At 72.1% G+C, this 21,607-nt stretch carries 17 protein-coding genes and 1 tRNA gene; 11 read left to right on the forward strand and 7 right to left on the reverse strand.

What is annotated here, in order from left to right; all coding sequences use genetic code 11:
* Positions 1 to 7 precede the first annotated feature (7 nt).
* Positions 8 to 1,135: a DUF373 family protein gene (locus tag CK500_RS05885; protein WP_095636325.1), complete on the forward strand. Its 1,128-nt coding sequence runs from the start codon at positions 8 to 10 to the stop codon at positions 1,133 to 1,135.
* A 95-nt stretch (positions 1,136 to 1,230) separates the two neighbouring features.
* On the forward strand, positions 1,231 to 2,055 hold the full coding sequence (locus tag CK500_RS05890) for a shikimate dehydrogenase (RefSeq protein WP_095636326.1): 825 nt from the start codon (positions 1,231 to 1,233) through the stop codon (positions 2,053 to 2,055).
* A 31-nt stretch (positions 2,056 to 2,086) separates the two neighbouring features.
* Here the strand turns inward: CK500_RS05890 and CK500_RS05895 are convergent, their stop codons facing one another.
* A complete protein-coding gene (locus CK500_RS05895) occupies positions 2,087 to 2,545 on the reverse strand; it encodes a transporter (protein ID WP_095636327.1) in 459 nt (152 codons plus the stop codon).
* A gap of 104 nt (positions 2,546 to 2,649) precedes the next feature.
* Here CK500_RS05895 and CK500_RS05900 point away from each other — a divergent pair, with 104 nt between their 5' ends.
* The 5 genes from CK500_RS05900 (at position 2,650) to pyrE (ending at position 7,254) form a co-directional block, all read left to right on the forward strand.
* Entirely contained in the window at positions 2,650 to 3,189 is a 540-nt protein-coding gene (locus CK500_RS05900) for a helix-hairpin-helix domain-containing protein (protein ID WP_095636328.1), read from the forward strand.
* An 82-nt stretch (positions 3,190 to 3,271) separates the two neighbouring features.
* Entirely contained in the window at positions 3,272 to 4,984 is a 1,713-nt protein-coding gene (locus tag CK500_RS05905; protein ID WP_095636329.1) for an anthranilate synthase component I family protein, read from the forward strand.
* Positions 4,981 to 5,637: an anthranilate synthase component II gene (locus tag CK500_RS05910; protein ID WP_095636330.1), complete on the forward strand. Its 657-nt coding sequence runs from the start codon at positions 4,981 to 4,983 to the stop codon at positions 5,635 to 5,637. The genes CK500_RS05905 and CK500_RS05910 overlap by 4 nt, the downstream gene beginning before the upstream one ends.
* Positions 5,630 to 6,565, forward strand: a complete 936-nt coding sequence (locus CK500_RS05915; RefSeq protein WP_095636331.1) for an aminotransferase class IV — start codon at positions 5,630 to 5,632, stop codon at positions 6,563 to 6,565. Before CK500_RS05910 ends, CK500_RS05915 begins: the two co-directional genes overlap by 8 nt.
* A 140-nt stretch (positions 6,566 to 6,705) precedes the next feature.
* Complete coding sequence (gene pyrE / locus CK500_RS05920) at positions 6,706 to 7,254, forward strand: orotate phosphoribosyltransferase (RefSeq protein ID WP_198951511.1); 549 nt, start codon at positions 6,706 to 6,708, stop codon at positions 7,252 to 7,254.
* A 19-nt stretch (positions 7,255 to 7,273) separates the two neighbouring features.
* Here pyrE and CK500_RS05925 read toward each other — a convergent pair whose 3' ends face one another.
* Complete coding sequence (locus CK500_RS05925) at positions 7,274 to 8,236, reverse strand: AAA family ATPase (protein WP_095636333.1); 963 nt, start codon at positions 8,234 to 8,236, stop codon at positions 7,274 to 7,276.
* A 141-nt stretch (positions 8,237 to 8,377) separates the two neighbouring features.
* Here CK500_RS05925 and CK500_RS05930 point away from each other — a divergent pair.
* Positions 8,378 to 8,462, forward strand: a tRNA-Ser gene (locus CK500_RS05930).
* 61 nt (positions 8,463 to 8,523) lie between these two features.
* Here the strand turns inward: CK500_RS05930 and CK500_RS05935 are convergent.
* Both CK500_RS05935 and CK500_RS05940 read right to left on the reverse strand, forming a co-directional pair.
* On the reverse strand, positions 8,524 to 8,835 hold the full coding sequence (locus tag CK500_RS05935) for a hypothetical protein (protein WP_050026694.1): 312 nt from the start codon (positions 8,833 to 8,835) through the stop codon (positions 8,524 to 8,526).
* 85 nt (positions 8,836 to 8,920) lie between these two features.
* Positions 8,921 to 10,468 carry a (R)-citramalate synthase gene (locus CK500_RS05940; protein WP_198951512.1) on the reverse strand — a complete coding sequence of 516 codons (1,548 nt, stop codon included), beginning with the start codon at positions 10,466 to 10,468 and terminating at the stop codon, positions 8,921 to 8,923.
* 281 nt (positions 10,469 to 10,749) lie between these two features.
* Between CK500_RS05940 and CK500_RS05945 the strand changes: the two genes are divergently transcribed.
* Positions 10,750 to 11,238, forward strand: a complete 489-nt coding sequence (locus tag CK500_RS05945) for a cupin domain-containing protein (protein WP_095636335.1) — start codon at positions 10,750 to 10,752, stop codon at positions 11,236 to 11,238.
* 6 nt (positions 11,239 to 11,244) lie between these two features.
* On the opposite strand, the gene CK500_RS05950 is transcribed toward CK500_RS05945, so the two are convergent.
* The 3 genes from CK500_RS05950 to ppsA all read right to left on the reverse strand — a co-directional run bounded on the left by CK500_RS05950 (position 11,245) and on the right by ppsA (position 15,598).
* Positions 11,245 to 11,907 (reverse strand): Dna2/Cas4 domain-containing protein, encoded by a 663-nt coding sequence (locus CK500_RS05950; RefSeq protein ID WP_095636336.1) that lies wholly within the window; start codon positions 11,905 to 11,907, stop codon positions 11,245 to 11,247.
* A 221-nt stretch (positions 11,908 to 12,128) separates the two neighbouring features.
* Positions 12,129 to 13,196 (reverse strand): tyrosine decarboxylase MfnA, encoded by a 1,068-nt coding sequence (gene mfnA / locus CK500_RS05955; RefSeq protein WP_095636337.1) that lies wholly within the window; start codon positions 13,194 to 13,196, stop codon positions 12,129 to 12,131.
* 80 nt (positions 13,197 to 13,276) lie between these two features.
* Positions 13,277 to 15,598: a phosphoenolpyruvate synthase gene (gene ppsA / locus CK500_RS05960; RefSeq protein WP_095636338.1), complete on the reverse strand. Its 2,322-nt coding sequence runs from the start codon at positions 15,596 to 15,598 to the stop codon at positions 13,277 to 13,279.
* A 322-nt stretch (positions 15,599 to 15,920) separates the two neighbouring features.
* Between ppsA and CK500_RS05965 the strand changes: the two genes are divergently transcribed.
* Entirely contained in the window at positions 15,921 to 20,078 is a 4,158-nt protein-coding gene (locus CK500_RS05965; protein WP_095636339.1) for a S8 family serine peptidase, read from the forward strand.
* Positions 20,079 to 20,261: 183 nt separating this feature from the next.
* Entirely contained in the window at positions 20,262 to 21,602 is a 1,341-nt protein-coding gene (locus CK500_RS05970) for a PGF-pre-PGF domain-containing protein (RefSeq protein WP_095636340.1), read from the forward strand.
* Positions 21,603 to 21,607: the final 5 nt, after the last annotated feature.

The raw sequence follows: 21,607 nt of genomic DNA on the forward strand, positions 1-21,607 counted from the left end.
TCGAAACGTGACGACGCTGGTCATCTGTATCGACCGGTCCGGGGCGATCGGGCGGGCCACCAACGTCCCGATGCCGGTCGCCGGCTGGGAGGCGGTCCGCTCGCTCGTCACGGACGCCGGGCTGAGCGACCCGGAGGACGCCAGCGTCAACTGCCTGCTCGAATCGCTGCGGGTCGCCCGCGACCTCCGCGACGAGCGCGAGGAGGCGGTCGTCGCGGTCGTGTCGGCCGAGAGCGACAGCGCGGTCGGCGCTGACCGCTCGATCGCGGCCCAGCTCGACGACCTCGTGGACCGCTACGACCCCCGGGCCGCGATCGCGGTCGTCGACTCCGCCGAGGACGAGCAGGTGCTCCCGATCGTCGAGTCGCGGATCCCGGTCGACTCCGTCGACCGCGTGGTGGTCCGACAGGCCCGCGACATCGAGTCGACCTACTACCTGCTCAAGCAGTTCCTCGCCGACGAGCAGCTCCGGTCGACGATCCTCGTCCCGTTCGGCGTGGCGCTGCTGCTGTTGCCGGCGCTGTTCTACCGGTTCTCCGCGGCCGAGGCGGTCGCGGGCGTCGCCGGGCTGCTCGGGGCCGCGCTCTTATACAAGGGGCTCGCGATCGACCGGTTCGTCGCGGGGATGCCGGAGCGTGTCCGCGAGGCGCTGTACGCCGGCCAGGTGTCGATCGTGACCTACGTGGTCGCCGGGGGGCTCGCGCTGGTCGGCGGCTTCTTCGGCGTGCTCTCCGCGTCGGACCTGGGCGACGCCCCGGGGCTCGTGGGGGCGGTCGAGTTCGTCTACGCGGCGGTCCCGTGGTTCGCGGTCGCGGGCGTGACCGCGGCGGTCGGGCGGCTGCTCGACGAGCTGATCCGCGACGAGGGGATCCGGACGCCGTACCTCAACCTCCCCTTCGTCATCGCCGCGGTCGCCCTCGTCGTCCGAGGGTTCGCCGGCTACTTCCTCGCGCAGGAGGCGATCCTCGACCCGTTCGAGCTGGCCGGCGTCGCCGTCACCCCGGTCCAGCAGCTCGCGGCGTTCATCGTCGGCGGTATCGTGGTCTCGCTCGCGGGCGTCAAGGTCGCGAGCGACGTGGGCACGGAGACGCTGGAGGACGTGATCGACGCGGACCGCGAGACGGACGGGGAGTGAGGCGCACGGCGTGGATGAGCCGACCGTGCCCCAGTTTCTCGGGGTCGCTCTGGGCGACCGCGCCTCTTTAGTCGGTCGCGGCCGCGTGGGCGGGCATGGACGTGTACGGACTGATCGGGAACCCGGTCGGTCACTCGCTGTCGCCGCCGATGCACGAGGCCGGCTACGGGGCGCTCGGAATCGACGCGCGCTACGTGACGTTCGAACCGGATCCCGACGACGCCGCCGCGGCGATCGAGGGCGCCGGCGCGCTCGGGGTCGCCGGGCTCAACGTCACGGTCCCGTTCAAGGAGGACGCGCTGGAGGCGGTCGATCCCGCGCCGCTCGCCGAACGGATCGGGGCGGTCAACACGGTCGACTTCGCGCCGGTCCGCGACGGCGACGCCGACCGCCCGCGCGGCCACAACACGGACGCCGCGGGCGTGAAACGCGCGTTCTCTCATCACGGCGTCGAGCTGGACGGGCGCGACGCGGTCGTCGTCGGGGCGGGCGGCGCCGGGCGGGCGGCCGCGTTCGCGCTGGCCGACGCGGGCGCGACGGTCCACGTCGCGAACCGCACCGCGGAGCGCGCGGTCGAGCTGGCCGAGGCGGTCCCCGGCGCGACCGGCGGCGGGCTCGACGACCTGGGCGACCGCGTCGCCGGCGCCGACGTGCTGGTCAACGCGACCAGCGTCGGGATGGACGAGCCCGAGGCGACGCCGGTGCCCGCAGACCACCTCCACGGCGACCTCGCCGTGCTCGACGCGGTGTACGCGCCGATCGAGACCCGGCTCCTGCGGGAGGCGGCGGACGCGGGCGCGACGGCGATCGACGGGGCGTGGATGCTGCTGTTCCAGGGCGTCGAGGCGTTCGAGATCTGGACCGGCGCCGACGCGCCGGTCGAGACGATGAACGCGGCGCTGCGGGCGGAGTTGGAGTAATCGATCGGAAAACGAGCGGTCCGCGACCGCCTCAGAACAGCGTCGGGCTCGCGAGCAGGCCGGCCGCGACGATGAGCGCCACCGAGAGTCCGGCGGCGCCGTAGAGGAACGGTTTCGCGTCGCGGGCGGGCTCGCGGAGCTTCCCGGCGTCGATCCCGTCGAGGAGCTTCCCGCTGCCGACCTCGACGAGGCCGGTGATCAGGAACCACAGGACGATCATCGTCACCACGAGGTAGCCGCGGGCGCTCCCGGTGAGCGACTCGAAGGTGTACAGCGTGCCCGCCATGTGGCCGCCGGTGGCGATGAAGGCGAGCGCGGCGATCCGGCTGATCCACCGGAGCCGGCCGACGATCGATCCGAGGGCGCCGCCGTCGATCTCGCCGCGGAGCGCGGGCGGAAGCACCGCCAGCGCCACGAACAACACGCCGCCGGTCCACAGCACCGCGAAGGCGACGTGGACCGACCACATGACCGGGTTGAGAGCGTTCATACCACCCGTACGCGCCGGTGATCCTTATAAACCGGCGGGACGCGCTCGGTGAGCCGTTCCGGCGGCGACGGCTTTTAAATATCCGACGTTCGTACCTGCCGACGATGGCCCTACTGCAGAAGCTCAAAGAGAAGCTCGGGTTCGGGAGCGGTCGCGCCGAACGCGAGGAGACGGACCCGGAAGTGACCGTCGAGCACGAACCGGAACCGGAGTCGGAGGTCGAGTCGGACGGAGAGTCGGAGCCGGAGGCGGAACCGGAACCGACGGACGACGCCGACGACGCGGCGGACGAGGAGTCGGACGACGAACCGAGCGTCGACGAACCGGTCGCAACCGAGACGGAGGCGGCCGCCTCGACCGAGTCGATGGTCGACGAGGAAGCCGCCGAGGACCCGGCCGAGGCGGCCGAGCCGGCGGAGGCCGCGGAGACCGGCGAGGAGGAGGTCGCGGTCGACGGCGACGACGCGGGCGCCGACGTCGAGGAGCTGAAGGGGATCGGGCCGGCCTACGCGGAGCGGCTCGCCGAGATCGGGATCGAGACCGTCGCGGAGCTGGCGGCAGCCGACGCCGAGGCGGTCGCCGAGGGAGCGAGCGTCGGCGAGAAGCGGGCCGCGACGTGGATCGACCGCGCCAAGGAGTTCTGACGCCGCGACCGCGACCGGTTCCGCGGTTGCCGCCGACACCGCCGACCGCAACTGTTTCGTCGGCGCCGCCGAACCGGAAGGCATGCAGCGATCGGTACACACCGACCGGGACCGGTTCCGCGAGGTCGCCGCCGCGGCGCCCGCGGGCGCCCGCGTCCCAGTCGAGCGCCGGGTCGCCGTCGACGACCCCTTCGCGGCTTACCGACGCGCCCGCGACGGGCCGGGCGGGGTCTTCTACGAGACCACCGGCGGCCAGTCCGGCTGGGGGTACTTCGGCGTCGACCCGGTGGAGCGGCTCACCGTCTCCGCGGACGCGGCGGTCGCGGCGGGCGGGGCGGACGGGGAGGGCTCCGCCGGCGACTACCGGCGTCCGAGTCCCACCCTCGCGGCGCTGGAGGGCCTGATCGACGGCGAGACTCTGGCGCGCGGCGACTGCGACGTTCCCTATCCGTGCGGCGCGTTCGGGTGGCTCTCGTACGACGCCGCCCGCGAGCTGGAGTCGTTCCCGGAGCCGGCGCCGGCGGGTCCCGGCGCGGTCGACGACCGGGGGCTCCCGCGGCTCCAAGTCGCCCTCTTCGACCGGGTGGCGGCGTGGGAGTGTCCGGTATCCGCGGACGGCGACGACTCGGCCGACGCCGTCACCCTCCGCGTGACCGCCTGCCCGCGGGTCCCCGAGGGGCTCGACGACCCCGATGCGGACCGCGACGCGCTCGACGGCGTTTTCGACGAGGGGGCGTCCCGCGCGGCCGACCTGATCGACCGGATCGAGTCGGGCGACCCCGCGGTCGGTCCGGCTCCCGACCCGGACGCGTCGACGGCGACCTTCGAGAGCGACGCGGGACGGGAGGGGTACGCCGAGGCGGTCCGGCGGGTGAAGGCGTACGTCCGCGACGGCGACACCTTTCAGGCGAACGTCTCCCAGCGGCTGCGCGCCCCGGCCGCGGTCCACCCGGTCGAGGCGTACGACGCGCTCCGGCGGGTGAACCCGGCGCCGTACTCCGGACTGATCGAGTTCTCGCGGGAGGGAGAGGCGGGCGAGGACGGCGAAGACAACGACAACGAGGACGGCGAGGGCGACGGCAACGACGCCGCCGACGGCGACGATCCCCCGTCCGGCGTCGACCTCGTGAGCGCGAGTCCGGAGCTGCTCTTGGAGCGCGAGCCGAGCCCGGACCCCGACTCGGGCGCCCGCCTCGTCACGGAGCCCATCGCGGGCACCCGAGCGCGGGGCGACACGCCGGCGGCGGACGCCGACCTGGAGGCGGAGCTGACCGGCGACGCGAAGGAGCGCGCGGAACACGCCATGCTCGTGGACTTGGAGCGCAACGACCTCGGGAAGGTCTCGCGGTTCGGCACCGTCGACGTGGCGGAGTACCGCCGCGTGGACCGGTACAGCGAGGTGATGCACCTCGTGAGTCTGGTCGAGGGGGAGGCGCGGCCGGACGTGGGCCTCGCCGACGCGATCGCGGCGTGTTTCCCCGGCGGGACGATCACGGGCGCGCCCAAGCCGCGGACGATGGAGATCATCGACGAGCTGGAGGCGACGCGGCGCGGTCCCTACACCGGCTCGATGCTCGCGGCCGGCTTCGACGGGCGGGCGACGCTCAACATTGTCATCCGCACGCTGGTGCGGCGGGCGGCCGAGTACCACCTCCGCGTCGGCGCGGGGATCGTCCACGACTCCGAGCCCGACGCGGAGTACGAGGAGACGCTCGCGAAGGCCCGGGCGCTCGTGACCGCGGTCGACGAGGCGCTCGCCGCGGGCGGGATGGCGGTCGAGGAGGGCAAGCGATGACGGGCGGCGAGGCGGCGCGCGAGGTCGGCGAGGACCGCGCCGGCGACGGCTGGCGCTCCGGCGCGGGCGACGCCGAGGCCCGGATCCTCGTCGTCGACAACTACGACTCGTTCGCGTACAACCTCGTCCAGTACGTCGGCGAGGTCGCCGGCGCGGTCGCGGTGCGGCGCAACGACGCGGTCGACCTGGCCGGGATCCGGGCGCTCGATCCGGACGGCGTCGTCGTCTCTCCGGGTCCGGGCACCCCCGCGGAGGCCGGCGTCTCGATCGACGCCTTCGCGCTCGACCGCCCCGTGTTCGGGGTCTGTCTCGGCCACCAGGCGCTGTGCGCCAGCCGCGGGAGTCGGGTGGGTCACGCGCCCGAAGTCGTCCACGGGAAGCCGTCGACGATCGCCCACGACGGCGAGGGCGTGTTCGCCGGGCTCCCGGACCGGCTCCGAGTGGGGCGGTACCACTCGCTTTGCGTCGAGCGCGAGGACCTCCCCGACGAGCTGGTGGAGACCGCGCGCACGGAGGACGAACGCGAGGTCGTGATGGGCGTGCGCCACCGCGAGAAGCCCCACGTCGGCGTCCAGTTCCACCCCGAGAGCATCCTGACGCCGCGCGGGAAGGCGATGGTGGAGAACTTCGTGGAGGCGTGCGGGGATGAGTGAGGAACGAGGCGGTGCGGGGAGCGAGGGCGAGGAGCTTCGATACCACGTCGACGGAGAGATCGTGCCCGCCTCGGAGGCGACCGTCTCCGTCGAGGACCGCGGGTTCGCCTACGGCGACGCCGCCTTCGAGACCCTGCGCGCGTACGGTGGGGAGGTCTTCCGGTGGGACGACCACGCCGCGCGGCTCGCGGACACCTGCGAGACGCTCGGGCTCGACCACGGCCTCTCGGACTCGGAGTTGAAGGCCCGGATCGACGAGACGCTCGCGGCCAACGACCTCGCCGACGCGTACGTGAAGCTCTCCGTCACCCGCGGGGTCCAGCCCGGCACCCTCGACCCGCGGCCCGAGGTCGACCCCACCGTCGTCGTGATCGCGAAGCCGCTCCCCCGCGGCGGCGTCGACTCGGAGCCGGTCCACGACGGCCCCGCCGCGCTCCAGACGACGAAGACCCGCAAACCCGACTCGCGGGCGCTCCCGGCCGACGCGAAGACGCACAACTACCTCAACGGAATCCTCGCGCGGCTGGAGCTGCGCGTGACCGGGGCCGACGAGGCGCTGATGCTCGACCCGGCGGGCAACGTCGCCGAGGGGGCGACCTCGAACCTCTTTTTCGTCGACGGCACCGCGCTCAAGACCCCCTCGCTGGACGGGCCGATCCTCCCGGGCGTGACGCGGCGCACCGTGATCGAGATCGCCGAGGAAGAGGAGATCCCGGTCGAGGAGGGCACGTACGCCCCGGACGCGGTGCGCGAGGCCGACGAGGTCTTTCTCACCAACTCGACGTGGGAGATCCGGCCCGTCGAGACGGTCGACGGCATCGCGGTCGGCGGCGACGGCGAGGGCGTCGAGGGCCCTCTCACCGCGCTGTTCTCGCGGCTGTTCGACCGCCGCGTGGAAGCGCGGCACTACGACGGCGAACGGTTGTGAGGGGGCTCCGCGGCTCCGGTGGCGGGCTCGACGACGGTGTCGGCGTCGTTCCTCCGGTCGGCGACCCCCGACACCGCCCCGCGACGTCGCCCCGCCCGCGTTCCGACCCGTTTATGGTCACCGACCCGCCCTGTCTCGGTATGACCGACGACGAGCGACGGAGCGAGCTCATCGCCGCGCTGCGGGCGGCCGACGCCGTCCGGTTCGGCGAGTTCGAGCTCTCGCACGGCGGAACGAGCGACTACTACGTCGACAAGTACCTCTTCGAGACCGATCCGGACGCGCTCCGGCTCGTGAGCGAGGCGTTCGCGGCCCGGCTCGCCGACACGGACGCGAAGCTCGCGGGCGTCGCGCTCGGCGCGGTCCCCCTCGTGGCCGTCACGGCCGCCGAGATGGGCCGCCCCTACGTCATCGCGCGCAAGCAGGCGAAGGAGTACGGCACGGGGAACCGCATCGAGGGCCGGCTCGACGAGGGCGAGGAGGTCGTCGTGTTAGAGGACATCGCCACGACCGGGCAGTCCGCGGTCGACGCCGTCGAGGCGCTCCGCGAGGCGGGCGCGACGGTGAACCGCGTGCTCGTGGTCGTCGACCGCGAGGAGGGCGCCGAGGAACTGCTGGCCGAGCACGACATCGAACTGGAGTCGCTGCTGACGGCGACGGAACTGCTGGCGGAGCGGGACGCGGAGTAATCCGCGCCTTCTTTCTGGTTCACGCCTCGGCGGCGTCCACCGTCGGCACCGCGACCCGGTCGAGCACGTCGGCGATCACGTCGCGCTTGTCGGCGTCGTTGACGGCGGCGTCCGGCGTCAACACGAGCCGGTGGGCGAGCGTCGGCTCCGCGACGCGTTTCACGTCGTCCGGCGTGACGAACTCCCGGCCGGCGATCACCGCGGCCGCCCGCGCCGTCTCGAAGAGCCGCTGCGTGCCGCGGGGGGAGACGCCGACGTCGACGCGACGATCCGTCCGGGTCGCCCGGGCGACCGACGCCGCGTACTCCAGCAGGTCGTCGTCGACGCGGACCGTCTCGGGCACCTCGCGGAGGTCGGCCACGGCGTCCGGATCGAGCACGCGCTCGACCGTCGGGGCCTGCGCGACGCGGCCCGCCCGCCGACGGAGCAGCTCGACCTCTCCCTCGTCGTCGGGGTAGCCGATCGACGTCTTGATCGCGAACCGGTCGAGCTGGGCCTCTGGGAGGGGGAACGCGCCCTCGCTCTCGACGGGGTTCTGGGTCGCGATGACGTAGAACGGGTCCGGAAGGTCGTGGGTCTCGCCGTCGACGGTCACCTGTCCCTCCTCCATCGCCTCCAGCAGGGCCGCCTGCGTCTTCGGCGGCGCGCGGTTGATCTCGTCGGCGAGCACGACGTTCGCGAAGATCGGCCCGGGGGAAAACGAGAAGGAGCCGTCGCGCTCGTCGAACACGTTGGTCCCGGTCACGTCGCTCGGGAGGAGGTCGGGCGTGAACTGGACCCGCGAGAACTCCAGTCCGAGCGCGGCCGCGAACGAGCGCGCCGAGAGGGTCTTTCCGGTGCCGGGCACGTCTTCCAGGAGGACGTGGCCGCGAGCGAGGATGCCGAGGGTGACGCGGTCGAGGAACTCGCGGTCGGCCACGACCGCGCCGCCGACCTCGTCGACGACGCGGGAGCAGGCCGCCGCGGCTTCGGGGACGTCCATACCGCCACCACGCGATCCGCGCCGAAAAGCGTTGCCGGCGGGTCGCCCCGTTGCCGGCGGGTACCCCGGTCGCGGGACGGCGCCGACACCGCCGTCGGCGATCGAAACGCATAACAGCGGAACCGGCCAACCGATGAATGAGCCGAGGTAGCCTAGCCTGGCCAAGGCGGTAGATTCGAAATCTACTGTCCATTCGGACACCGGAGTTCAAATCTCCGCCTCGGCGCTTCTCTCCGGACGCTCAACCCGCGAGCGACGGCGCTCGTTCTGCCGATCGCGACGGCCGCCTACGGCTCCCCGCCCAGCGACTCCTGCTCGGGCGCGGTGTCGCCCCGGAGCCGCCGGCGGCGCTTGTCGTAGGCCGCTTCGAGCTTCGCGTTGGTCGCCCGCGAGACGAGGTAGAGGTCGGCGTCGTCGCCGTCGCGGGGGTGCGCGCTCGCGACCCAGACGTGGCCGTCGCCCGTCGAGAGGTCGTCGGCCCAGCGCTCGGCGGCCGCGCGGCTCTCGAACGCGTGGCGGGAGCCGTCCTCGAAGACGAGTCGGCCCACCTTCGCGTTGCGCTTGCGGGCTGAGGGTTTCACCGCGACGACGACGCTCACGGACGCCGTTCGGGCGGCATCGCTTAAAAACCTCGTCAGACGGCGGCGGCCGGCGGGCCGGTCAGTCCCTGCGGCGTTGCCGCCGTCAGTCGTCCGCGACCGCGCCCGGATCCGCGTCCGCGGCGTCGGCGGCCGCCGCCAGCAGGCGGTCGAGCCCGTCGACCATCGCGACGACGCTGGCGCGGGTGATGTCGGCGTCGGTCGAGGAAACGCTCACGGACCGGTCGCCCCGCGAGAGGTCGACCTCGACGGTGACGACGGCGTCGGTGCCGCCCGTGATCGCGTCGACGTGGTAGGAGTCGAGCTCGAAGGAGACGCCCTCGCCGGCGCCGTCGCCGGCCAGCGCGGCCCGAACCGCCTCCAGTCCGGCGTCGACGGGGCCGGACCCGGTGCCGGAGGCGACGCGTTCCTCGTCGCCGACGCGGAGCCGGACCGAGGCCGTCGGGAGGTTCCCGCCGGAGGTGGCAGACAGGTCGACGAGCTCGACGTGTCGGTCGCGCTCGCGGCCCTGCACGTCCTCGGTGATCGCGAGCAGGTCGGCGTCGGTGACGCGCTTCCCGCGGTCGCCGAGCTCCTTCACGCGGCTCACGACCTCGCTCAGCTCGTCGTCGTCGACCGCCACGTCGTGCTCCGCGAGGGCCGCCTTGACCCCCGCGCGCCCGGCGTGTTTGCCGAGGACGAGCCGCCGCTCGCGCCCCACCGTCTCGGGCGGGTACGGCTCGTACATCGTCCCGTCCTTCAGGGTTCCGTCGGTGTGGATCCCCGACTCGTGGGCGAAGGCGTTGGCGCCGCAGACCGCCTTGTTCGGCGGGAGCGCGACGCCGGTCGCCTCGCTCACGGTCCGGCAGAGCCGGTAGAGCCGCTCCAGTTCGACCGTGTCGACGTCGTACGACTGGTCGAGCGCGATGGCGACTTCCTCTAGGGCGACGTTGCCGGCGCGCTCGCCGACGCCCATGACGGTTCCGTGGACGGTGTCGGCGCCCGCCTTCAGGCCGGCGTGGACGTTCGCCACGCCGAAGCCGAGGTCGTCGTGCGTGTGGAGGCTCGTCGGGCCGCGGTCGGCGAGCCGGGAGACGACCTCCGCGGTGCGCTCCGGGTCGGCCGCGCCGACGGTGTCGCAGTAGCAGATCCGGTCGGCGCCGGCGTCGAGCCCCGCGCCGAGCAGGCGTTCGAGGTAGTCGAGGTCGGCGCGGGAGCCGTCCTCGCCGAGCACCTCGACCCACAGCCCGTGGTCTTTGGCGTACTCGACGAGCTCGACCGTCGTTTCGACCACGTCGTCGCGGGTCGAGCCGACCTTCGTCTCGACGTGTTTGTCCGAGGCGGGGACGACGAGGTTGATCCCGTCGACGCCGCAGTCGAGCGCGTGGTCGATGTCTCGCTTCACGCCGCGGGCGAAACTCGTCACGGTCGCGTCGAGCCCCTCGTCGGCGACTCGGCGGATCGCCTCGCGTTCGCCCTCCGAGGTGCACGCCGAGCCGGCCTCGATCAGGTGCATCCCGGCCGCGTCGAGCTCGCGGGCGATGTCGACTTTCTCGGCCGGCGTCAGCGAGACGCCGGGCATCTGCTCGCCGTCGCGCAGGGTGGTGTCTAACAGCTGTACCTCGTCGAGTGCGGTGAGTTGTGTTCGGGTCAAAAGGGTGTCCGTCGGCTCGTCGGTGGGTTCGGGGCCGGTACCGCCGCGGGGCGGTCGCGCCCCGGAGTCGTTATCGTCGGAGAATTTCGCGGCCAGCCGCCGCGAGGCGACTTCCTCTATCCCCCGAACGATCACGATCGTCTCGTGTCATTCGTGTCCGTGCCGACGAGTCTCACACGGATAAGTCGTCGGGTCGCGACAGCTTTGGCCGGGCAGAGGTCACGACGCGCTCGCTCTCCTGCCGGGGACACGGTTATACGGCCGCCCTCGGACGGATCGGTATGCGGAAAACCGCGATCGACGACGTCGACGTCGTCACGAATCCGATGGGCGTCCACGACGTGCGGAAGCCGGTTTCCCGAGCGCTCGGGGCCGACCACGTCGCGATGAACTACTTCGAGCTCGCCCCCGGCGACGCCTTCTCGGGCGGGCTCCACACGCACGGCGATCAGGAGGAGATCTTCTACGTGCTCTCTGGGACCGCCACGTTCGAGGTGGGCCGCGAGCGCGAGCAGGTCGACGTGGAGGCCGGCGAGCTGATCCGGTTCGCGCCGGGTGAGTTCCAGTCCGGCTTCGTGCGCGAGGACGCGGACGAGGAGGTCGTCGCGTGGGCGTTCGGGGCGCCCGGCGCGCGCCACGACTGGGACCAGATCGAGTCGGTGATCGAGTGCCGCGAGTGCGGGGAGGAGCGCACACACGCCACCGAACTGACCGACGACGGACGGTTCCGGTTCACGTGCAACGAGTGCGGCACCTCCTTCTCGCCGTAGGAGCGCTCAGCCCAACAGCGACCGGAACGACCGCCGACCGGTGCCGCATCGGTCCCGGTAGTCGCAGGCCGAACACCGGTCGTCGTCGACGCGCGACGGCGGGCCGTCGATCGCGCGGGCGGCCCGCAGCGCCCGCCGGTAGGCGGCCTTCTTCCGGGTCGTGAGCCGGACCTCGCGGACGGTCCCGACGCTCGGGTACTCGACGAGCGCGCGCGGCACCTCGCGCCCGCGCTCCCACGCCACCGCCTTGGCGACGGCGACGGCCCTGACCGCCTGCGGCTCCCAGACGCCGTTCTTCGGCGGCTCGCCCGGTGAGACCACGGTGGGGACCGGCGGATCGGAGCCCGATTCTCCGGAGAGAATCTTGTGCACCGTCCCGTGGCAGTCCTTTCCGGACCGAAAGGGGCGTTCGCGCTCCGGCTCCGCGAGCTGTTCGTAGTCGTCGCGCTCGCGGAGCCGCGAGAGGTTCCGGCGGTACGCGGCGGGCGACCGGCGGATCGGGAGCCGCCGGAGCGTCGCGTCCGGCGCGCCGACGAGCGCCGGATACCGAAAGGCGAGATCGATGCGGGCGCGCGCGTCGTCCGGAACCTCCCGGCCGTCGTCGCGGCGCGCGTAGTAGAGCTGTCGCGGGCAGTAGGCGGCGCGGGCGAGGTCGCTGAAGGGGATCACGGCGGGGATGGCCGCGGTTCGGGTGAAAAGGGTCGGGACGACGGTGACTCCGATCCCTTATCCGGGATACCGGAACCAACCCCCTCGTGATCTGACCCCCGTCCCGGCGCGGTCGAGGCGGTCGCGCGGCGAGCCGCCCGGGACCGACGAGCGCCGCCTGTTCGCCATATCGACCGCGCCGCCGAGCGGTTCCCCGTCGGCCACCGCACCGCCCCCGCCGATCACTCCCGGATCCGATCGAGGTCCGCCACGAACGCCCGGAGCGCCTCCCGCGTCACGTGGGGCATACAGACGACGCGGAGTTCGCCGCGGCCCGTCCGCGAGACCTTCCAGCCCGCCTCCCGCAGCGCGTCGAACTCCGACTCGGGGAGCGCCGCGGCGACGAGCGGCAGCTCCGGGTCGACCACGTCGTACCCGCGATCGCCGAGCGCTGCCGCGAGCCACTCGGCGTTGGCGGTCGCGCGCTCGACCGCGTCGAGGTAGCCGTCCGGCCACAGCGCCTCCATCGCGGCGACCGCTCCGGCGACGCCAGCGCCGCTCCGGGTCCCGGTCAGGGTCGCCTGCGATCGCGTCTCGAGGTAGGGCGTGTCGACCGCGAGCGCGTCCAGCGCGGCGTCGTCGCGGGCGAGGAGCCCGCCGGCCGGCACCGCCGCCTGCCCGAACTTGTGGGGGTCGATCGTCAGCGTGTCGACGGCGGCGTCGCCGAACGACCACTCGGCGTCTGCGAAGGGGAGCACGAACCCGCCCCACGCCGCGTCGACGTGCATCCGCGCGCCCGCCTCGTGTGCGATTCTGGCGAGCTCCGGAATCGGGTCCACTCGGCCGTACTCGGTGCTCCCGGCGACGCCGACGACCAGCGCCGTCGCGTCGTCGACGGCCGCCTCGACGGCGTCGGTTCGGGCCCGGAAGTCGTCGTCGACGGGGACCGTTCGCAGCTCGACGTCGAGCAGCTCCGCGGCCTTGTGAAACGAGAAGTGGCCGCTCTCGGGGACGACGACGTTAACGTCACCCGCGTCGTGGCGGTTCCGCGCCGACCGGACCGCCTGTACGTTCGCCTCGGTGCCGCCGGAGGTGACGTAGCCCGCGGCATCGGTGGGGGTCGGGTGGTCCGCGAGCGTCGCGAGCAGTTCGACCGCGCGCTCCTCCAGCGACGCCACTGCCTCGTACGTGGCCGGATCTCCCGGGTTCGTCGCGAGAAAGCGCTCGGCCGCCTCCCGGGCCGCGGGATGCGGCTCGGTGCACATCGAGGAGAGCACCCGGTCGAACGACTGCGGCTCGGGCTGCTGCATTCGACCGAACGTTGCCGCGGAGGGTCTTACCCGTTCCGCTCCGGGCGCCCCCGCTCGGACGGCTCGCCCCCGCGACGGCGTCAGCGGACCGAGTCGAGGAGGAGCCGCTGTTCGGTCCGCTTCACCTCGTGTTGCACGTCTCGCACCGCGTCGATGTTCGCCGAGATGGAGGAGACGCCCTCCTCGACGAGGAAGTCGACCATCTCCGGCTTCGACCCGGCCTGTCCGCAGATGCTGGTGTCGACGCCGAGTTCCCGGCACGTCTCGATCGTGTCGCCGATGAGCTGTAACACCGCGGGGTGCAGCTCGTCGAACCGGTCGGCGACGTGCTCGTTGTTGCGGTCGACCGCCAGCGTGTACTGCGTGAGGTCGTTCGTCCCGAAGGAGGCGAAGTCGATCCCGGCGGCCGCCAGCTCATCGATCTGCAGCGCACTCGCGGGCGTCTCGATCATCACGCCCCACCGGTGCGTCTCGGGGTCGATCCCGGCCTCGCGCATGTGGCGTTTGATCCCCTCGATGTCCTTCGCGTCGTTGACGAGGGGGAACATCACCTCCAGGTTGTCGTATCCCATCTCGTAGAGCCGGGCGAACGCGGCCAGCTCCTGGCGGAACGGCTCGGGCTTGTCGAGACTCCGGCGGATCCCGCGCCACCCGAGCATCGGGTTGTGTTCGGCGGGCTCGCCTTCGCCCCCCTCCAGCTCTCGGAACTCGTCGGTCGGGGCGTCGATGGTCCGGACCCTGACCGGTCGGGGATAGAACTCGTCGGCGACCCGCCGAACGCCCTCGATGAGCTCGTCCTGATACGCGCGGGCGCCGTGGTCGGCGATGTACTTCTCGGGGGTCTTGCCGAGCGACAGCACCATGTGTTCGATCCGGAGCAGCCCGACGCCGTCGGCGCCCGTCGCCGCGGCGCGCTCGGCGGCCTCCGGGATCGAGACGTTCACCTTCACTTCCGTCGCCGTCATCGGCTTGACGGGGGTCTCCGGCCGCGCGGCCTCGACCGGCTCGAACTCCTCGCCGGACTCGGCGTCCTCGTCGGCGCCGGCGCGGACGGTGCCCTTGTCGCCGTCGATCGTGACGTTCTGCCCGTCGCTCAGGAGTCGGGTCCCGTTTCCGGTGCCGACGACGGCCGGGACGCCGAGCTCCCGCGAGATGATCGCGGCGTGGCTCGTCATCCCGCCCTCGTCCGTGACGATCCCGGCGGCCCGTTTCATCGCGGGGACCATGTCCGGCATCGTCATCTCGGTCACCATCACGTCTCCCTCCTGCACCTGGTCGAGGTGGTCGAGCTTGTGCACGATCCGGACGGTCCCGGAGACGACGCCCGGACTGGCACCGAGGCCGTCGACGAGCACGTCGGCGTCGTCGCCGTCCGCGTCACCCGCGCCCCGGTCGTCGGAAGCGTCCGTCCTCCTCCCGGCCGCGTCGCTCTCGTCGTCGCCCTCGTCGTCAGCCCGGATCGTCGTGATCGGACGCGACTGCAGCATGTACACCTCGCCGTCGTAGATCGCCCACTCCACGTCCTGTGGCGTCCCGTAGTGGTCCTCGACGCGCTTGCCGAGTTCGACGAGTTCCCCGATCTCCGCGTCCGAGAGCACCCGACTGTTCCGGCGGTCGTCGTCGACGTCCAGCGTGACGGTCTCGCCCGTCTCGTCGTCTTTGACCATCTCCACCTTCTTGTCCGCGACCGTCACCTCGTCGACGACGCCGCGTTCGCGGTCGTACACGTAGTTGTCGGGCGAGACCGTTCCGGAGACGACCGCCTCGCCGAGCCCCCACGCCGCCTCGATCGTGATCTGCGGATCGCCGGTCGAGGGGTGGCTAGTGAACATCACGCCGGACTTCTCGGCGTCGACCATCCGCTGAACGACGACCGCGATGTCGACCTCCGCGTGCGGGAACCCCCGCTGCTGGCGGTAGTAGATCGCGCGCTGGGTGAAAAGCGAGGCCCAACACTCCTTCACCCGCCGGATCAGGTCCTGCTCTCGGACGTTGAGAAAGGTCTCCTGCTGGCCGGCGAACGAGGAGTCGGGGAGGTCCTCGGCGGTCGCGGAGGAACGAACGGCGACGAACGCCTCCTCGCCGTCGTCGCCCATCGCCCGGTACCGCTCGATGATCTCCTCGCGGACGTCGTCTGGGAGCGGCGTCTCCAAGATCAGCTCCGCCGCGGTCTCCTCGGCCTCCCGGAGCGCGGCGGAGTCCTCTGGGTCGACGTCGACCGCGGCGAACAGCTCCTCGTCGATTTCCGCCTCCTCGATGAAGGTGCGGTACGTGCCCGCCGTGACGGTGAACCCCGGGGGAACCGGGAGTCCCGCGCCGATGAGTTCGCCGAGCGAAGCCGCCTTCCCGCCGACGGTTCCCACGTCGTCGGCGTCGACATCCTCGAGCCAGAGTACTGCCATTCGTGTGCTCGGAGGATCCGCGAGCCGACGTATGAAGCTTCCGGACTGCGCAACTGTGAATAAAAGATTACTCGCGGTCGAGTGATCGCCGCCACCCGGACGCGTCTCCGATACGATCGCTCCGAGCCGACGCGCTCCCCCGGCCGGGAAGCCGCGCCGTTCCGCCGGCCGACCGGTTGTCCGTCACCGAGATGTTCAAAGCCATGCCGCGAAATCCGTCTATACTCCCGTTCCATCCGAGTGAAAACGCCGTATTCACTCAATAATCATATTCTAATCGTGCTATTTGTTCGCTACCTCCGACAGCGGAGGCGACCCATCGATGACACACACCACGAAACGAGTCTTTGCCACCCTCTTCGCGGCCGTGATGGTCGCGTCCATGTTCGCGCCGACAGCGGGTGCGGCGGCGGTCATGGACCAGGACGGCGGCGACGTGCTCGACGCCGGACCGTCCGCTATCGACGCAGACGTACAGCCACAGACAGAAACCACACCGGCGACGAACCAGAGCGAGCGAGCCGAGCGGAAGGCCGAGGCGTTCGACCGCGGGACGCGGCTCGCACCCGGGTCGGACCGGTCGGGAATCCATCCAGCCCTCCGGTCGGCCAGCGGCGAGACGGTGGTCGTGATCACCGTCGAGCGGGGTCTCGATCCGCGGACGCTGTCGGCCGACGAGTCGGCGGCGCTCGACCGGATCAAGGCCGATTCACGGGCGACCCAACGACCGGTCGTGGACGCGCTGAACACCCTCGGCGCCGACGTCCGGAACCAGTTCTGGGCGGGGAACGTCGTCACCGCCGAGGTCGACTTCGACGCGACCGACGCCGAGCGATTAACGGCCATCGAGGGCGTCAAAGCTGTGTCGCCGAACGTCAGATACGTGCGGCCCGATCCGCCGGCCGGCGCGGAGGGCGGTGTCGACGCCGCGAGCCACGACGACGAGGTCACCTACGGCCTCGATCAGATCGAGGTCCCCGAGTTCGAAGACGAGTTCGGCGTCCAGGGCGAGGGCGCCACCGTCATGATCGGCGACGACGGGATCAGCAACCCCGAGGAGGGGCATCCCGATCTCGAGTTCGCCGAGGAGGCGATCGTCGCGAACGGGACCGTCGACGAGGGGACCCTCGTCGGCGGCACCGAGGGCGCGCACGGCGAACACACCGCGGGCACCGCGACCGGCGCGGCGCATCCGGCCGGCGACGTGCCGCGGTACGGCGTCGCGCCCGAGGCCGACCTGCTGATGGCCGACGTGTTCGCGGGCGGCGGCGCGTACACCGAGGACATCATCGCGTCGATGGAGTGGGCGGCCGAAAACGACGCCGACGCCGCGAGCTTCAGCCTCGGCCTCCCCTCCTCGACCGGGCAGTCGACGTTCCAGCCCGCCTACGTCGAGACGATCGAGGACGTGAACGCGGCCGGAACGGTCGCGGTCGTCTCGGCGGGCAACTCCGGCAGCGGCGACGCCGGCGGGCCGGTCACCTCGCCGGCCACGAACTTCCGGTCGGCCACGGTCGGCGCTTCGACCGCCGCGGGCGACATCGCGGCGTTCTCAAGCGGCGCCGTCGTCACCGACGACCGCGTCGAGGTCGTCGGCGAGGGGGAGCTCCCTGACACCTTCCCGCACGAGTACGTCAAGCCGGACGTTTCGGCCCCCGGACAGGACGTGTTGAGCTCCGGGCCGCTCGGCGGCGACATCGGCGACCCGAACGCGACGTACTCCACCGCCAGCGGCACGTCGATGGCGGCCCCCCACTACGCGGGCGCCGTCGCGCTGCTGCAGTCGGCCACGGACGAGGACCTCTCGCCCGGGGTGATACAGGCGGCGCTCGCGGAGACCGCAGAGAAGCCCGACAACGAGTTCCCGAGCGCCGACGGACGCGACATCCGGTACGGAACCGGCGTCGTGGACGTGCACGCGGCCGCGCAGGCGCTGAACGAGACGCAGACGGTCGCGGGGACCGTCACCGACAACGCGACCGGCGAGCCGATCGTCGGCGCGACCGTCGGCACCGACGCCGGCGCCCTGACGACGACGGACGAGAACGGCTCGTACGTCCTCGAAACCACCGAAGAGCCGGCGACGGTCACGGTCGACCAGTTCGGCTACGCCGCGCAGACGACCGAGGCGAGCGGGGGCGCGACGACCGATGTCGCGCTCGAGCCCGAACTCGCCGTCGACCTGATCGAGGGACAACCGGCGTTCGCGGAGACCGGCGGATCGGTCGAACTCGTCGTCGACGTGCGCAACCTCGACTCGCTGACGATCGATCTCTCCGACGACTCCGGGCTCAACGAGTCCGACCTGACGGTCTCGGTCGCTGGCGACGAGGTCGATCTGGGCAACGAGACGGAACTCGGCGGGCTCTCCGCCGACGCCGTTCCGGTCACGGTCGAGATCGCGGACGACGCGCCGACCGGCGAGACGTTCGCGCTCGAACACACCTTCGCCGGCCTCGGCGACGAGGTGACGGTTCAGACCGGTCCCACGGAGACGGTCGACGAACTGCAGGGGCCGGAGTTCGAGGTCACGTCGATCGACGTTCAGGACGCGGTCACGCCCGAGGAGTCGATCCTCATCACGGCGACCGTCGAGAACGTCGGCGACCAGACCGGCTCGACGCAGACGCTGACGGCGATTCAGGACGCCGAGACCGGCGGCGACGAGAACTTCGTCTTCTTCCCGCCGAGCGACGTCTCGGACCTCGCGCCGGGTGAGACGCAGACGTTCGAGACCAACTTCGGCTCGATCGCGGCCATCAACGCCGCGCTCGGTACGGAGTTCGGTCCGGGCGACGAGCTGGAGGCGGTCCAGCAGGTCGGCGAGAGCCTCGACCCGACGGCGCCTCCGGACCCGGTCGTCGAGGACGAGGCGACCGCTCCGTTCGCGGTCGTCGCGGAGGGAACGTCCTTCCGGGTCAGTAACCTCACGGCGCCCGAGAGCGCCGACGCCGGCGCCTCGATCGACGTGAGCGCCGACGTGACGAACGTCGGTGAGGCGAGCGGTGAGCAGTCCGTCGACTTCGTGTTCGACGGCGCCGTCGCCGCGAGCCGGAACGTCTCGCTCGACTCGCAGGAGACCCGGACGGTCACCTTCGAAGACGTGGGGCTGCCGGACACCGACGGGACGTTCGAACACGGCGTGTTCACCGCGGACGACGGGCAGACCGCACCGATCGTCGTCGGCGACGTGCCGACGCGGACCGTCGCCGTCGTCGACGACGCGGGCGAGTTCGGCGACGGCGTCGCCGGCACGCTCGACGACCGGCTTCCGGCGAACTACGACGTCTCGACGACGACGGCGGACGCGGTCGCGAACGGCGACGCCGACGCCGACGTGGTCGTGGTCCAGAACGTCGCGCCGACGTCCGCGCCCGCCCTCGTCGACGCGGTCGAGGGGAGCGGCGTCGGCGCCGTCTGGCTCGACCAGTGGGGCGGCGAAAGCAACGGCGTCCCCGCGCGGTCGTCCGTCACGGGCGACCCGGCCGAGACGTTCGAGGGCGACGGCGTGCCGACGCCGATCGCCTACACCGTCCAGGCTGACCACCCGATCTTCGACGGCGTCGCCGAGCCGGGCGAGTCGGTTCCGATCCACACCGGGTCGTTCGGCGACCACACGTGGTTCAACGGCACCGACGCCGACGTGCTCGCGTCGGTCGCCGCCGACGGCGGCGCGACGGTCGCCGGCGACGCGTTCGCCGTCGACGAGGCGAACAACACGGTGCTCGCCTCCTCGCTCGGCTACTCGACGTTCGCCGGCGACGCGGAGTACACGGGCGCCGCCGACGCGATCCTCGCGAACTCGGTCCGGCACGCCGCCCCCGAGGGCGACGGAACGGTCCGGTTCGGAGAGGACGAGTACGTGGTCGGTCCCGAGGAGACGACCACGCTGACCGTCGAGGCAGACGCGGAAGACGTGGCCGGCTACGAGCTCCAACTCGAGTTCGATCCGGCGAAGATCGAGGTCGAGAGCGCCGAGAGCGCGAACCTCTCCGGATCGATCTCGCGGAACATCGACAACGAGAACGGCACCGTCACCGTCGCGGAAGCGGCGGCGAACGGCGTCTCCGAGCCGGTCCTCTTCGAACTCGACGTCACCTACGTGGGCGACGAGGGCGAATCGGCCGAGCTCGCGTTCGACGGCGAGGACTCCGAGGTGCTGAACGCCGACACCGAGACGCTGGACGTCGATTACAGCGACGGCACGGTCACGAGCGGCGAACTCGGCGATGTCAACCTCGACGGGGAGATCACCGTCGCCGACGCCATCCTGACGCAGCAGTACCTCGCCGACCAGGAGCCGGCCGGCGACTTCAACGCGGCGCTGGCCGACGTCAACGGCGACGGCTCGGTCGACATCGCCGACGTGATCGCCATCCTCGACGAAGTCACCGCCGGCAACGACTCGACCTCGCCGGGAGCGGCCGGAACGGGGGTGAACGGTACCGGCGCGGCCTCGCTGGCCGCCTCGCCGGCGTAACGGGGCTCGCGATCCGCGTGACCGCCTCGTAGCGCGGTCGCACGCTCCGCGCTTCGGTACCGCACGCTACCGCGCACCCGTCGCCGCTCGCGCGGCGATTTTCGTACGGCGGTAGCCGAAACGGCTTTTCGACGCCGCGGACCCGGTCCGGGTTCCGCCCCGGACGCCGACACACACCAACGAATGACGCCACACACGCCACTCGAACGCCCGGTCGCCTGTCTCGTCGTCGCGGCGGTCGCGATGGCCGCGCTCACTGCCGGTCCCGCCGCGGCCGCGACGGGCTCGACGACGGTCGAACAGGCGGATCCGGCGGGCGAACTGACCTTGGACGTAACGAACGAGACCGACGACACGGTGACCCTGACGCTCTCGACGACGGCCGAGAACGTCGCGGGGTATCAGGCGCACCTCCAGTTCGACCCCGAGGCGACCGCCGTCCAGAGCGTCTCCGGCGGCGAACCCCCCTTCTCGGCCGATCCGGTCGCCACCGTCGACAACGAGAACGGCTCCGTGCACCTCAATCAGGTCGCCGACGACAGCTCCGTCGGCACGGACGCGCCGACGATGGCGACGATCACCTTCGAGGCGGCCGACGCCCCGACCAACGTGACGTTCGTCGCGGCGGACTCGCTCGTCGCGACCAGCGAGGCCGAGGCCGTCACCGATCTCCGACGGGACGGCGTCACGCTCGACGGCGGGGGAGACGGCGGCGACGGCGGCGACGCCGGAGGTCCCGGTGGCGGGACCGGCGGCGCTGACGGCGGCGACGGCGGGACCGGCGGCGCGCCGTCCGGCGACGACGCGGCGCCGTCGGTTGAGGCCGACGTGACCGCGACGGCCGCCGGCGCCAGCCTCTCGGCGACCGACGTCGCCGCGGGCGCGACCGTCGAGGCGGACTTCGGCGACGCGGTCGGCGACGACGCCGTCACCGTCGACGGCCTCTCGATAGAGACGGCGAGCGACCTCGACTCGGTGACTGTCGACGCCCGCGCGCTCGACGCGGCCGACCTCCCGGACGGAACGCCGGCGCTCGACGGCGCCGGCTCCGTCTCGTACGTCGAGTTCGAGACGGCCGGCTTCGACAGCGAGGACGTTTCCTCGGCGACCGTCGCGTTCACCGCCGACGCGGAGGCGATCGGCGCCGCCCCGGAGGACGTGACGCTGTTCCGGTTCGCCGACGGCGAGTGGAACGAGCTGGAGACGACCGCGGAGGATGACGGGACGTACACCGCCGCGACGCCCGGGTTCTCCGTGTTCGCGGTCGGGTCGGGGTCCGACGGCGCGACGAACCAGGACGGCGCCGCGTCCGGCGACGACGGGACCGATGGGGACGACGGAGCGAACGCCGACGCGGACGGTACTGACGGAGGAGAGGACGGCTCTGCGGCGTCCGATCAGACCGTCGGGAGCACCAGCGGCGAGGCCGTCGTCGAGCAGTTCGGCGGGAGCCTCGTCGCGCTCGCCGGGCTCTTCGCTCTCGTCGTGCTCGCGGTCGCAGGGGTCGCGCTCGGGCGCCGCTGAGCGGC

Origin of the sequence: Halorubrum salipaludis, assembly GCF_002286985.1 — an archaeon.
Taxonomy (GTDB): Archaea; Halobacteriota; Halobacteria; order Halobacteriales; family Haloferacaceae; genus Halorubrum; species Halorubrum salipaludis.

Bases quoted from the DNA above. Each gene is read 5' to 3' on its own strand.
- CK500_RS05895 (WP_095636327.1), bottom strand. From the start codon at position 2,545: ATGAACGCTCTCAACCCGGTCATGTGGTCGGTCCACGTCGCCTTCGCG.
- CK500_RS05900 (WP_095636328.1), top strand. From the start codon at position 2,650: ATGGCCCTACTGCAGAAGCTCAAAGAGAAGCTCGGGTTCGGGAGCGGT.
- pyrE (WP_198951511.1), top strand. From the start codon at position 6,706: ATGACCGACGACGAGCGACGGAGCGAGCTCATCGCCGCGCTGCGGGCG.
- CK500_RS05945 (WP_095636335.1), top strand. From the start codon at position 10,750: ATGCGGAAAACCGCGATCGACGACGTCGACGTCGTCACGAATCCGATG.
- CK500_RS05905 (WP_095636329.1), top strand. From the start codon at position 3,272: ATGCAGCGATCGGTACACACCGACCGGGACCGGTTCCGCGAGGTCGCC.
- CK500_RS05970 (WP_095636340.1), top strand. From the start codon at position 20,262: ATGACGCCACACACGCCACTCGAACGCCCGGTCGCCTGTCTCGTCGTC.
- CK500_RS05915 (WP_095636331.1), top strand. From the start codon at position 5,630: ATGAGTGAGGAACGAGGCGGTGCGGGGAGCGAGGGCGAGGAGCTTCGA.
- ppsA (WP_095636338.1), bottom strand. From the start codon at position 15,598: ATGGCAGTACTCTGGCTCGAGGATGTCGACGCCGACGACGTGGGAACC.
- mfnA (WP_095636337.1), bottom strand. From the start codon at position 13,196: ATGCAGCAGCCCGAGCCGCAGTCGTTCGACCGGGTGCTCTCCTCGATG.
- CK500_RS05890 (WP_095636326.1), top strand. From the start codon at position 1,231: ATGGACGTGTACGGACTGATCGGGAACCCGGTCGGTCACTCGCTGTCG.
- CK500_RS05910 (WP_095636330.1), top strand. From the start codon at position 4,981: ATGACGGGCGGCGAGGCGGCGCGCGAGGTCGGCGAGGACCGCGCCGGC.
- CK500_RS05965 (WP_095636339.1), top strand. From the start codon at position 15,921: ATGACACACACCACGAAACGAGTCTTTGCCACCCTCTTCGCGGCCGTG.
- CK500_RS05925 (WP_095636333.1), bottom strand. From the start codon at position 8,236: ATGGACGTCCCCGAAGCCGCGGCGGCCTGCTCCCGCGTCGTCGACGAG.